General features: G+C 41.5%; 10 protein-coding genes. 8 read left to right on the top strand and 2 right to left on the bottom strand.

Features of this window, described 5'->3' with window-relative positions:
* Nucleotides 1-13: 13 nt before the first annotated feature.
* The 5 genes from PCIT_RS09585 (at nt 14) to PCIT_RS09565 (ending at nt 8,368) form a co-directional block, all read left to right on the top strand.
* A complete protein-coding gene (locus tag PCIT_RS09585; RefSeq protein WP_010362752.1) occupies nt 14-2,026 on the top strand; it encodes a type VI secretion system Vgr family protein in 2,013 nt (670 codons plus the stop codon).
* Nucleotides 2,027-2,040: 14 nt separating this feature from the next.
* Complete coding sequence (locus PCIT_RS09580; RefSeq protein ID WP_010362753.1) at nt 2,041-2,547, top strand: DUF6931 family protein; 507 nt, start codon at nt 2,041-2,043, stop codon at nt 2,545-2,547.
* Nucleotides 2,548-2,567: 20 nt separating this feature from the next.
* On the top strand, nt 2,568-4,883 hold the full coding sequence (locus PCIT_RS09575; RefSeq protein ID WP_010362754.1) for a hypothetical protein: 2,316 nt from the start codon (nt 2,568-2,570) through the stop codon (nt 4,881-4,883).
* A 113-nt stretch (nt 4,884-4,996) separates the two neighbouring features.
* Nucleotides 4,997-7,123: a PDC sensor domain-containing protein gene (locus tag PCIT_RS09570; RefSeq protein ID WP_010362755.1), complete on the top strand. Its 2,127-nt coding sequence runs from the start codon at nt 4,997-4,999 to the stop codon at nt 7,121-7,123.
* Between the two features lie 9 nt (nt 7,124-7,132).
* Entirely contained in the window at nt 7,133-8,368 is a 1,236-nt protein-coding gene (locus tag PCIT_RS09565; RefSeq protein WP_010362756.1) for an anthrax toxin-like adenylyl cyclase domain-containing protein, read from the top strand.
* 39 nt (nt 8,369-8,407) lie between these two features.
* On the opposite strand, the gene PCIT_RS09560 is transcribed toward PCIT_RS09565, so the two are convergent.
* Complete coding sequence (locus PCIT_RS09560) at nt 8,408-8,701, bottom strand: PAAR domain-containing protein (RefSeq protein ID WP_010362757.1); 294 nt, start codon at nt 8,699-8,701, stop codon at nt 8,408-8,410.
* 296 nt (nt 8,702-8,997) lie between these two features.
* Between PCIT_RS09560 and PCIT_RS09555 the strand changes: the two genes are divergently transcribed.
* The 3 genes from PCIT_RS09555 (at nt 8,998) to PCIT_RS09545 (ending at nt 12,225) form a co-directional block, all read left to right on the top strand.
* Entirely contained in the window at nt 8,998-9,309 is a 312-nt protein-coding gene (locus PCIT_RS09555) for a DUF6172 family protein (protein ID WP_010362758.1), read from the top strand.
* A gap of 186 nt (nt 9,310-9,495) precedes the next feature.
* Nucleotides 9,496-11,295 carry a GGDEF domain-containing protein gene (locus PCIT_RS09550; protein ID WP_040696303.1) on the top strand — a complete coding sequence of 600 codons (1,800 nt, stop codon included), beginning with the start codon at nt 9,496-9,498 and terminating at the stop codon, nt 11,293-11,295.
* A gap of 123 nt (nt 11,296-11,418) precedes the next feature.
* A complete protein-coding gene (locus PCIT_RS09545) occupies nt 11,419-12,225 on the top strand; it encodes a substrate-binding periplasmic protein (RefSeq protein ID WP_010362760.1) in 807 nt (268 codons plus the stop codon).
* Nucleotides 12,226-12,291: 66 nt separating this feature from the next.
* Here PCIT_RS09545 and suhB read toward each other — a convergent pair whose 3' ends face one another.
* Nucleotides 12,292-13,095 (bottom strand): inositol-1-monophosphatase, encoded by an 804-nt coding sequence (gene suhB / locus PCIT_RS09540; RefSeq protein WP_010362761.1) that lies wholly within the window; start codon nt 13,093-13,095, stop codon nt 12,292-12,294.
* Nucleotides 13,096-13,150 lie beyond the last annotated feature (55 nt).

The following is a 13,150-nucleotide window of genomic DNA, read 5'->3' as shown; positions in this document are numbered from 1 at the left end:
TGGAGTAAATATTATGGATACCTATATTGCGGGTGAAACCAGCTACTTAATTGCTACCACAGAGCAAGGGAAAGAATACCGTTTAAATACGTGTTCAATAAGCGATAAGTTATGTGATGGCGTATCGATTAACGTAGAGTTAGTCAGTGACGGTGATGACTTATCGAGTGCGCTCGGTGAAACTTTGTCGTTGAGCTGGTATCAAGATGTCGCAGGGCGGCCAAACAAGCTGCTTGATTATAATGCCTACGTAGTAGAAATCGCCGAGCAAGAAGCACACACCGAAAACATTCGCGCCTTTCATATTCGTCTTGAGTCTTGGCTATGGCTATTACGCTTTAGCCGCACGTATCGTATTTACCAAGCACAAACTCTAAAAGATATTTTGTCAGATATTTTTGATAATGCAGGCTTCAAAGGGATGTATAAGTTTGGTTCGATGCCGTCAACGAAAAAAGAATACTGTACGCAATACGATGAGACCGACCTTGAGTTTGTAATGCGGATTATTGCCGAGGCTGGCGTTGTATTTTTCTTCTCGCAAAGCGATGGAAAACATACGTTGGAGTTGCAGTTAGCCTCAGCCCCTTTTGACGATAATAAGACAGCTAAGTTTGATCATAGTTTGGTTAAATCGGCAAAAAACTTGCTTATACAGTCTTGGCAACCAGAGCAACGTTTGGCAAAGAAATCGTTATCTTTATCGGGATATAACTATACCAAAGCAAAGTCAGAAACTGGCAGTGCGCAGCAATCGTCGAGTAATGTGACCTCGGTTGCCAATAGCAGCTTTGAGCACTTTGCATTAAACAGTGATGCGGGTGATTTTACCGATGTGAGTACGCTGGCAACTCAGCTAAATAATGCCCAAGAGGCACAAGCGACAAATATTCGCATGACCACGGATGCCAATGTGGTATTAGTGGGGAATATGCTGACAATTGACACGCACATAAACAGTCAGCAGCAAGGGCAATATAATACGTTGGCTGTTGAACACCAAATTGATGTGACGCAAGCAAATGTCGGAACCAGTTATGTTTGTAATGTAACATGTCGAGACAGTGCATTAGCGCTGACGCCTGCTTTTATCAATAAGCCTGCAGTACGCGGGATCACCAGTGCGCTGGTGGTGACAGACGCGGGATCATTTGATAGCAAAGGTGAGATAAACCAAGACAAAGACGGTCGTATCAAAGTCCACTTTATGTGGGATGTAAGTAATGCGAAGTCAACCAGCTGTTACCTTCGTGTCATGCAGCAAACTGCTGGGGGAAATGCGGGTATGCAGTTTATTCCACGTATTGGTGATGAGGTACTTGTTGATTTCATTAATGGTGATATTGACCAGCCAATTGTGATCGGCAGTGTTTACAATAGCAGTACACAACCTCCCTACGCACAAAAAGATGCCACTCAGTCGAGTATTAAAACGGGGCTGGCTGAAGACACCGGACATGAAATTTGCTTTGACGATAAAAAAGGCGAAGAAAAACTGTCGATAAGCTCAGGTAAAGATTTAGACATTACGGTAACGAATAATGCCACAACTCTCGTTAATGCTGAAGATGCGCTGACGGTTAAAAAATCTCAGACAACCACGATAGAAGAATCACAAACAGTTAAAGTGACTAAAAACTATGGCTTAAAAGCCGATAAAATATCGATAGAAGGTGATTCTGAAATAGCGCTTAAAGTGGGTAGTAACAAAATTACGATTAGTAGTTCTGGCATTAAAATTGAAGCCAGCAATATTGAGTTGAAATCCAGTCAAGATACTAAAATTACGGCCCTGAATTTAACGACTTCTAGCAGTGCATCAACGAAGATAAGCGCCACGGCGAATGTGGATATTAAAGCCACTGCGCAGGCTAATCTAGAGGGGACTGCGGGGGCGAATGTAAAGTCTACGGCTATTGCAAAGCTTGAAGGCACGGCGGGTGCGCAAGTGACCTCAACCGCGATGGCAAAACTCAGTGGTGCAGCAATGGCTGAAATCACTGGTGCATTAGTTAAAATAAATTAAAAGTGTAGGTTTTTGTGGAAATCATTAATGCCCAGATCATCAGTGAGCTTAAGCAGCAGACTATTGGTACTATTTTATCCAAATATCAACCCTCGAAGGAGGCTCAGGAGATATTAGAGGTAGCATGGTCACCTCAACATGCTGTTCAGCAGTTATTAAAAAATGAATTAGAACGAGATGCAATACAGCTTATTGCGCATGGATTACCCGTAATGGTTGCCATTCGTTGGGGTGGTCGTGTTCTTAAGCAAAAGCAAGATATGACGACTGAAGGTGAAAAATTATTGCACTGTGTTGAAAACTGGCTGCAATCACCGAATGAAACACTGCGTATTCGCTCACAACAGTTGGCTGAACGTATTGGATTAGATACCGATATAGGGTGGTTAGGTTATGCGGTATTTTGGTCAGGCACTGGCTCTATTGTTGCGCCTGAGCTTCCAGTCGTGATGCCACCGGATAATATGGTGGGTCATGCTATCAATGCTGCCATTTTATTGTCTATGATTGATAGAGCATAATTTTTGTTATTGGGGTGCTTATGCCGTTTGCAACCACACATATTTTAAATACATGGAAGTCAGATACCAATGTACGCTTAGCGTCGCGGGGCAAGTTATTGCGCAAAGTAGACGCTAAAGTTGATGTGTATAGTACGTCACCGACGCCAGAGCTTTTTAAAGAGCTAAAAAGCGCCTATTTTTTATGGCAAGTAAGTAAAGAAGAAAAGTATTTAAACTTAGATGGGTGGCGCTCTAGTCAACGTAATCAGTCGGATAAGCAGTTTCCGGTGGAGCGATTACATAACTTCTTGTTCCCCAAAGAAGAAGACCAAAAAATAGACGACTTTTCATTGTTGTTGGCGAAAGAGGCCAAGCGCGATTGTGTACGGATCCTGTATGGCAGTAAAGCGAAGTTTCTGTATAAAGATGACCTAAAGGAGATGGTCAAGCAAGCCAAAAAAGACATTACAGAATCACGCCGAGAAAAAACCGAAAACGATCGACAAACTCGTGCCAATCATAATGATGAACAACGCAGTGAATCATCACAGATCAATCAAATAGCCGGCTCAATCGCCGTACAAATGAAAACGGGTAATGTGATGGCGGCCCAAGTTAAGCAAGGGTATGGATGGATCAAAGACATTGCTCAGACAATTTATGAGTTTTTAAAAGGCATAGCTGAAGACTTCATCAAGTTTGTGACTGATTGCTGGGTTAGTATTCGGGACTTGCTGATTAGTTTAGTGGCGGAAGTGTGTATCGCCTTAGTCCCCGGGATTAACTCGATTGTATCGGCGGGTAAATCAGTAAAAGAATATACGGATGCGGTAAAAATTGCGGTAAAAGGCTGTTATCAACGTTACAAAGATAGCAAAACGATGATGCTTGCCAATAAAACGTATCAACTACGTACAGCATTAATGACGTTTGCTAATAATCAGTTTTTATTGGCGATGCGTGATGCTGCCGTGCAATTAGTCAAAGCGCTGGAAAACAGCTTCTCTGTTGTTTCAGGGATCACAGTCCCAGGTAATGTCAGTAAGGTTTTGTCACTCACGGCGTTTTATATTCAGAAAATCGCGGTGCTTGCGAAAGAGTATTACTTTACTCGAAAGCTCAATCGCCATTTATCGCAAATTAATAAACATAACCCTTATGTATCTGATGAGTTATTAAAAGATCCTTTGATAGCGGCTTATTTAATTGTGAACGCCACAGATTCAACTTTGTTTGCCACGGTACGAGATAATCAAGATATGGCAATTTGGTTAGATTATTGTGCTGAACATGTCTCTGAATTTGAATCTTTAAAAGAGCGAGCACAAGAGTATATAGATTCTCGGAAAATACGCTTAAAAGGGTTAAAAACCAAAGCGGATGAAGTGGGCCCTGCGCCATTTTTACAACATATCCAAACGTTTGATAAGTCACAATTGAGTAAAGTGGAGTTGAGTAAGCCGAGCTCATTGTTGAATGACATTAGGCAATTTGATAAATCCTCTTTGAAGCAGGTAGATACAGAGGTTAAGCGTGGTAAAGGTCTACTGGATGAAATTGAGTTACATAACAACAATAGCTTGAGAGCAACCAATACCGTTGAAAAACGGGGTTTAGGGGTGCTCGATGAAATAACACGCTTTAATCGTTCTGCATTACAAGAGACTGAGACGCAGGTCAAACAAGGCACCAGCGTACTAGATCAAGTGGAGCTGTTTAATAAGAAAAAGCTCTCTCAGGTTAATACACTGGTGAAGCGCGGTACCAGTGTATTAGATCAGGTTGAGTTATTTAATAAAGGTAATTTAGCCCAGCAACGAACACAGCAATTTGACTATTTGGCTCAAATCAAAAAACTCGAATTAGCATTACAAGCGCTTGATTATCGGATTATAAATAGAACTATGATTGGGAATGCTTCGTTAAAAGGGGAGTTAAATGCGCTAGCCAATCAACCAGTGTCTGTTGCGCAATGGAAAAAGCTAACCTGGGTGAAGTTTGGTCGTCGTCATGAAATTACGAAGTCAATTGATAAAGGTGTGGGTATTTACTACAAGTTTTTCACCCAGCGTGCACAGGGGGCAATGCGACCGCATAATTGCCAGGCCATTGATGGGAGTTTAAAGATGATTGCACGACGACTTGAAATATTGCAACGGGATGTACTCTATCCTGTGCAGGCGTGGTTAATGCAATTAGATTCTACCCACAGAACGAGCCCAAGAAGGCCAGCCATGACTCGGCTTAATGCTGCTGCTCAATCCGAGCGTAACGCGTTGCAAGAGTTAGCCATGTCTCTAGAAAAACTCAATACCAGTTACAGTATGATTGCAGGTCAAAAAGGAATTAATTAAACCTGAAAATATCTAGCCTTGTTATCTGAGATATCAAGGCGTTATTTTATATGCGCTTGAGGGCTATCGTGGTCCTGTAGTGCAAGTTATTAATTTTAAAATGAAAGTAAAAAATGACGATGAGTAATCACAAAAGCGTAGATTTAGCAAAAAGCTTCGGCAGTCACTTAGTCACGCCTATGTTATGGTTTTTCATGGTATTTAGCGCGTTAAGTGCGGTGTACAGTACATTTATCATTTACCAAAAACATGACCGATTTCAGTCAGAAATTAAAGCCCAAGTTAGGCAGCAAACTTATTCGGCATCTCAGAAAATGGGTGAAAAACTCAGTGAGACAATGCAGTTTGTTGATGGCTTTGCTGAGCGCATTACTGCCCTTGAAGATAAACAGCGTGCGCCAAAGTTATTAGAGGATTCGTTTAATAAAAACGAGGAGATATTTTCGCTTAATGTGACGTTTCACCCATTTCAATTTGACCGTAATACCCGCTATTTTAGTCCTTATTATGAACGGCTTTCAGGTATAGATAAAAAGTTTGATTTGGTTGATTATGATAAACCTGATGTGGAGTTTAGCTGGTATCACCGGCCTTTAAAAGAGGGGCCGATATGGACAGAACCGTATTATGAACCGCAAAATAATGTACTAATGACGACCTATTCAGTGCCTTTTTATCGCTCATCAGCTGGACAAGCGAATGAAGAAGCGCCGCTCGGTGTTATTCCCTCAGATGTGTCGTTAGACCACTTAACGGCGTCGTTGAAAAAGCTAAAATTTGGTTTAGGTGGTTATGGGATTATTTTTTCAAAACAACAAAACCTAATTTCTCACCCTGTTTTTTCTTATGTCCGTGAAGGTGAGAACGTCACCAGTTTGTCGAAAAAACCTGAGTTTGATTATTTAAACAAGATAAAACAGTGCTTTGACCCAGAGCTTGATTACCTCTTCTTCAATGGTGAGGTAATGAATAATGATGAGCATTATGCCGCGTGTACTAAAATTCCGTACACAAACTGGGTATTGATCACCAGAATGTCGGCAGATATGTTCGAAATGGACAAAGATGCCAGACGACAAATGAACATTGTTGCTGTGGGGTGTTATGCCGCGGCATTGATTTTTGCCATTTTGTTATGGACGCGCAGCAAGCATATTACTTGGGCACAAAACAATATTGCGATCTCGCTGTTATTGATTTTTAGCACGGTTATGGTGTTAGAGTTTGCCCGCAACTTTAATACAATTGAAGAACACAGCACGGTTGTGATCACTTCTACTGCACAACGAGAAGCCTTAGAAACCAGCTACCGTAATCGAATGCTGCAAATGCGCATTGCGGAACCAAACTATGTCGCTACAGGAATTTATGTTGAGTCTATTGAATTTGTGAATGCCAATAATGTACACCTCACTGGGTTGGTGTGGCAAAAACTAACGGCAAAACAACGAGATGAAATTCCCGCACGGATTAAGTTTAATGAGGCAATTGAATCGACGATCACAGAGCAATATCGCAAAGAGTTGGATAATGGCGGGCTTTTAGTTGGTTGGTATTTTTCGGTAGAAACGCGCCAACAATTTGATTATTCCAAATACCCTTTTGATCATAAGAATATCGTTTTGCGACTCAATAGCGCTGATTTGGGGAGTAATATTGTTTTGGTGCCCGACCTAGAAGCGTATGAGCAACTAGGCAAAATGGACAACCCCGCGATGGCGGCAGACATTGTGATGGAGGAGTGGCGTTTAAAGCAAAGCTATTACAAATATACTTTCCAAAACTATAACACTAACTTTGGTATGGATAGTTTTGTAAACCAAGATATTAGCCCTGAATTGAATTACAGCATCAATATTGAACGAGAGTTTCTCGGGCCATTTGTGACTACTTTATTGCCCGTCATGGTGATGGTGTGCCTATTGTATGCCTGTATCGTGAGCATGGCGTATACCCCTTATGGTGATTTACGAAATAACATTACCGCGGTTGTTTTTACTATATTGCTGGCGCACTACAGTATTCGAGAGCATTTGCAGATTGACGAAGTGGTGTACTTTGAAATCTTTTATTTCCTTCTGTACTTACTTGCTTCGATGTTTATGTATATCGCCCATAAATATTATAAGGCTGAGGCATTGGGTGGAGATGCTAAATTTTACAAAAAAATTGCCGGGGTGTGGTTTTGGCCAATACTCAGCACATTGATCTTTATTACAACAATTATCACGTATTATTAAGGAGCAGCCGTGAAAAATGGCATCGAAAATGCGGAACTATTAGCGGGTATACCGCAGGCGCATTCTGCTGTATTTGCGAAAGTAGCAGAAGAAACAAATAGTGTTGTGTCTACTCGTGCTGTGGGTATCTATGCGACACAGCTAATTAATGAAGGTTATGCAACCAAAGGGTACCATGTAAAAGCCAAGTCGTGTGACTGGGGGCCCATGGCTGGCTTTGTATTAGCGGATCCAGCCTTAGGCAAAAAGGGCACTGGGGGTAAAGCGGTAGGCTGGCAAGAGAACAAAGTTGCTGAAGCTATTAACAAGTATGGTGCGATGTCAATTCCTCTGTATATATCTGAAACGCGCCGTACAGGCTTGCCGGCGTTGATGATTAGAGCAAAAAAGCACTATAAAGAGACAAAAGTCACTGACAATATGTATACCGTGACTGCTGCGGCAAAAGACGGGCAGCATCATAATTTTGTGTTGATTAAGGTTGCGTCATTACAACAGGGGTCAAGGGCATACAGTCCAAATAGCAGTGACTGGGCAGTATGTTATTCTCAAGATAGTACTTTAGCCTCTGCGTGTGCTGATGCGCGAAAACACAATGTGACATTGGAAACGGGTGAAACGTATATACAGTTATGTGGTTTGACGAACCCTTTAGGCTATGGCGCCAAAGCACCGTCTAATTTCAAAGGGGTACAAACGGGCGATTATGACTTGTGGGGGGTATTTCCCAAAGAGCGCTTTTTTTCTGAAGAAGAGCAACAAGTGGTTCGCGCTGCAACCAATGGTAAGAAAGATAATTTTTTACAACGAGATGTGGATGGCAGCGATACATTTATTCGCACGTATGAGGAATATGGTAGGCAAGAAGGTGCACATACGGGGAACTTATCTTTACTGCTTGAAGAAATAGCTGTTCGTGTGAATGCAGGTTGTATGAAAGCGGGCAGTGGAGGTTGGGTTGTACATCACAGTGACGAAGCGGGACGACCTATGGTCGATGAGCTCGACTATGAAGCGGTAGTGTATTTCCCTGATGGCCGTATTTGGATCATGGAAAGCGAGCAGGATGTGCGCACCTTGCGTGCTCAGTTAGTGCAAATGAAGTATGTACCACTGTTTAACCCGATTTGGAATTTTAAATTAGGCTATCAATGGATGAAAATTCTTGTTGAATGGCTCGACAGACATGGCACCATGAAAGGCTTCCCGTTAAAAGAGTATGAAAATCTTAACTTAGGCTTTTGATCAGGTTAATGGGGTGATATCACCCCATTTATTCATTATTTACCCTATTAATACGTTGGGCATACCAAGCACAATATTACCGCCGTGACTTGTCATATCACCCATGCGTACCGCCGGTCGGCCACTTATAAGTACAGTCACACTGCCTTTGACAATACTATCGGGTGGACCAACACACACTGCTAAATCACCCACCACGGCAGCAGGTAAGCTACCGATTAGAACATTGGCGACACTCGGCCCTGATATTGGTCCGCCAACATGGGGGACCACGCCAGTGACCATAGGGCAAACATGCATATCTGTAATTCTGGCCGCAGGGAGTCCGGGCATAATAGTTCACTCTATAAATGCTGATATATTTAAAGAGTCTACTCAACTGACTATGAACTGCAATAGAAACTTACAAGTCCCTTGGCTGAATTTAAGTGTTAGGTACAATCAGTGTCGTTTTGGAGTATTTAAAGCAATCGGGCGTGCTTGTTGCTGAAATTCATATCTGAAATTATAAAGGGATTAGAGAAAGCTGCTTTAGTATTCGCTACCGTGCATAAATTGCAGTAAAATAGATAGACTAACTTCTACCATTCGGCAGACTTGAATTAAACTGTCCTGACACAGAGATCATCATGAAAAAAACTTTTGCTTTGACACACCCTAAGCTAAAACCTGCTCGTTTAGTTGACGCGATAAAATACGAAGTGAAAAAATATCTTCGTCGTGAGCGTAATAAAACGTTACCAGCGGGTGTTGATTATTGGGACTTTGACTGTCGATTTGGTCACACTGAATCTCAAGCAGATGTTATTAAAGTCCATGAAATTAACAAATGCATTGACGAAGCTGCGCGTTTAGAACAACCTTCTTTTTACTTAGAGGTACTTGTAAAACATGGCTTTAAAGCTTCTTCTGATGATGTTGATTACGAAGATGCAGAGTAAATAAAACTGCATTTTAAAATAAAAAAACCAGTGCTAATGCACTGGTTTTTTTATGGTGGTTCTATCTTTTATAATAGCTCTTTATAGGGACAATTTTACTGCCTGCAATAAAAATGTCATAAAATATTGATAGCGTGTTCGATTATTACTCAATCTTTTGGTCTGAATGCAGTGGACAATGCGCCTATTAACTCCCCGCTTGATTTAAAAACGTTAGAAGAATTATTACAGCAAGGCGCTGTACGCACTTTATTTCAACCAATCTATGATATTTCAAAACAACATGTGCTTGGTTTTGAGGCTCTTAGCAGGGGGATCACAGATTCTAACTTAGAGTTTCCTGATCGACTTTTTGCTATTGCCAGTGAGCATGGCAAATTGTCAGAATTGGAATTACTGTGCCGCGAAAAAGCCATTGCTCGTTTTGTTGAGCTAGATTTACCGGGTAAATTATTTATCAATGTTAGCCCAAATACGTTACTCGACCCAAGCCACCCGAAAGGGGAGACGCTCCACTTAGTGCAAAAATATCGTTTATCAGCGAATAGAGTGGTCATTGAAGTGACTGAACAGGATAAAGTGGATGATGGCTTCTTATTATTGAAGACGATAGAGCACTATAGACAGCTCGGCTTTAACATTGCAATTGATGATTTAGGGGCAGGCTATTCAGGTTTAAAGCAGTGGTCTGAGCTGCGCCCTGATTTTGTCAAAGTCGACAGATACTTTATAGATCACTGTGACCAAAGCGCGGTAAAAAGAGAGTTTTTAAAATCTATTATTGAATTAGCCAAAGTGACTAATACGTCGGTGATAGCGGAAGGTATTGAACGGCTTGAAGAGCTAACATTACTGGAAAAGCTAGGTATAGATCATGCACAGGGGTTTTTACTTGCAAGACCTGCTCATGAACCTCCTGTCATTTTAGAGTCAGCCCAAGTTGCGCAATTACGGTTGCGACCACCAGGGGGAAATAGTGAAATGACAATGTCTGTGGGGTTGTTAGCGCAAATTGAAGGTGCCATTGATCAAAGCACACGCTGTAAAGATGCTCATAAGCGTTTTGAAAAAAATAAGCTACTAATGAGCTTAGCCGTGACCAATGAATTTCAGCAGCCGGTAGGTTTATTACATCGAGACCAATTGACCGAGGTATTTGCCGCACCTTATGGTCATGCTTTATATGCGAAAAAGCCTGTAACTGAGTTGATGGATAAGCAACCTCTCATTGTTAATGAAAATGCCAAATTGGATGTGGTAAGTCAGCAGATCACAGAACAAGAGTTTGATATTCGCCGCCATATTATCGTAACCCGAGATGAAAAATACCTAGGCCTTGCACCGCTGCGTGATATTTTAAAGCATATTACAGAAGAAAAAATCCGCCATGCTCAACATGCGAACCCATTGACGATGTTACCTGGGAATGTGGCAATTAATGAAGCAATAGAGCAACGTTTACGAACTCAAAAGAGCTTTTCGTTAGCCTATGTTGATTTGAATCACTTCAAACAATTCAATGATTTATATGGTTATGCTAGCGGTGATAGTGTCATTAAATTATTGGCAGATGTAAGTGTTGAAGTATGTGCTCAAAGTCAGTGCTTTGTTGGGCATATAGGTGGTGATGATTTTATGGTGGTGTTTGATGGTCAAGATGCTGAGCAAGTGTGTCATCAAATAATCAATCAGTTTGAACTACAATCTAAAGCATTTTTTACTTCTGAGCATGTTGATGCTGGTGGTTATTGGGCGACTAACCGAGAAGGGCAAAAGCAGTTCGTTCCTTTATTAACGTTATCAATCGGTTTAGTGAGACCTGATTTAGAGAGTTGTCACAATAGCCATCAAGTTGCCGCCTTGGCAACCGATGCAAAAAAAGAAGCGAAGCGTTATCGAAATAGTTATTTGTTTGTATGTAATCGACGCAAACCAGCTGCACCTGTGGTAAGTATTCAAAGTATGGCACAAGAGTGCACTATGTAGTCATGTGTGAAATGAGTTGATATAAAGAATAGCGCTAAATTTATTATTCAAGTTCAGGTGATAACTCTTGAGTAACGGGGCACGAACGTGTAGCTTAATTGAAAACAACTTTGGAGCGAGCATATGGGGAAATTCATATGGCTGTGCCTATTGTGTAGTTGGGCTTGTACATCATACGCGGTATCTAGTTTATATGTTGCTAAGGAGCAGCGTGCACTCTATGACCGTGATTTATATTTATATGAATTGCTAGATAAGGCGTTACAAGCTGCGCAGCTTGAGATGAAAATTGAGCATATTGAAGTGCATCCACATCAACAGCGTACGTTGCTGGCTTTAAGTCGTGGTGAGGTGGATCTGCATTGGAGTATGACTAGCCCTGAACGCGAGCAGCTGGCGATCGCTGTCCCAGTACCCTTGTTTAAAGGATTTATTGGCAAACGTGCTTTATTGGTAAAACGTAGTCACTTGCCACGCTTTGAAAAAGTACAAAATAAGGAGCAGCTAGCTAAATTAACTGCGGTTCAGGGCCATGATTGGCCTGATACAAAAATACTCGCATTTAATGACCTACCCGTTCGGCCAATGTCTAAGTACCAAGCTATGTTTGCGATGGTGATCAGGGGCAAAATTGACTACTTTCCTCGCTCTTTTATCGAGGTAAGCTCAGAGCTGGCAGATCAACACAGTGAAGATCTTGTGATCCTACCAAACTTGTATTTGTATTACCCAAGTGCATTCTATTTTTTCGTAAGTAAAGAAAAGCCCGAGGTAGCAGAAGCGCTGAAAAAAGGTTTGGCGTTAATGCAGCAAAATGGTGAGTTTGATATGTTATTCGAGCGATATTTTTCAGCAAAAATAGCAGCTTTGCCCATGGACAATGCGCGAAAGATTACGCTGCAAAACCCGTATTATGAACCACAAAATTAAGTAGGAAGGTTAGTAATTGAATAATAAAAAAGGAGGCTAATGCCTCCTTTTTCAAAACTTTTTAAATTAGCACAGTAGAGATTCAGTCAATACAGGGCGAATTTCTTTTACCACAAGTTGGCAAAGCTTTGGTGAACCACAAATCACATTACCACTTTGGTTGTAACCTGCACCACCTGCAAAGTCCATAACCATACCACCGGCTTCTTTAACGAGTAATTCGCCAGCAGCTGTATTCCAAGGTTTTAAACCTAATTCGAAGAATCCATCAATACGACCTGCAGCAACATACGCCATATCTAACGCAGGAGAACCAGCGCGACGGATGTCAGCAGTGTGGATGAATAATGCTTTGAATGCTTCAGTGTAAGCATCTAAGTGATGCTTTTGTTTGAACGGGAAGCCAGTTGCTAATACTGATCCTGCAATATCATTGCTTTTCGTTACACGAATACGGGTATTATTTAGCTGAGCGCCTTGACCACGAGAAGCGGTGAATAATTCACTGCGAATTGGATCATAAATAACAGCTTGGTCGACACGACCTTTCACTTTTAATGCAATTGATACTGCAAAGTGAGGAATGCCCTTGATGAAGTTGGTTGTGCCATCAAGTGGATCGATAACCCATTGGTAATCTGCATCAGAGCCTTCAATTACACCTAACTCTTCACCTACTAATGAGTGATTAGGGAAAGCTTTTAAAATCGTATCACGGATGATCGCTTCAGCGTCTTTGTCGATGTTCGTAACAAAATCGTTGCTACCTTTTTGTTGAGCTTCGATTTTTGATAAATCTTCACATGCACGTAAGATCACTTTACCTGCATTACGCGCAGCGCGTACCGCAATGTTTAACATTGGATGCATAGCATTACCTTTGGGTTGTAAAAGAACAGTATTATTTCAAGCCGGCGTATTTTAG

Origin of the sequence: Pseudoalteromonas citrea (assembly GCF_000238375.3) — a bacterium.
GTDB classification, from domain to species: domain Bacteria; phylum Pseudomonadota; class Gammaproteobacteria; order Enterobacterales; family Alteromonadaceae; genus Pseudoalteromonas; species Pseudoalteromonas citrea.
This window is presented reverse-complemented; position numbering and strand designations above follow the sequence as displayed.

Bases quoted from the DNA above. Each gene is read 5' to 3' on its own strand.
- PCIT_RS09555 (WP_010362758.1), top strand. From the start codon at position 8,998: ATGAAAAAAACTTTTGCTTTGACACACCCTAAGCTAAAACCTGCTCGT.
- PCIT_RS09585 (WP_010362752.1), top strand. From the start codon at position 14: ATGGATACCTATATTGCGGGTGAAACCAGCTACTTAATTGCTACCACA.
- PCIT_RS09575 (WP_010362754.1), top strand. From the start codon at position 2,568: ATGCCGTTTGCAACCACACATATTTTAAATACATGGAAGTCAGATACC.
- PCIT_RS09560 (WP_010362757.1), bottom strand. From the start codon at position 8,701: ATGCCCGGACTCCCTGCGGCCAGAATTACAGATATGCATGTTTGCCCT.
- PCIT_RS09545 (WP_010362760.1), top strand. From the start codon at position 11,419: ATGGGGAAATTCATATGGCTGTGCCTATTGTGTAGTTGGGCTTGTACA.
- PCIT_RS09570 (WP_010362755.1), top strand. From the start codon at position 4,997: ATGACGATGAGTAATCACAAAAGCGTAGATTTAGCAAAAAGCTTCGGC.
- suhB (WP_010362761.1), bottom strand. From the start codon at position 13,095: ATGCATCCAATGTTAAACATTGCGGTACGCGCTGCGCGTAATGCAGGT.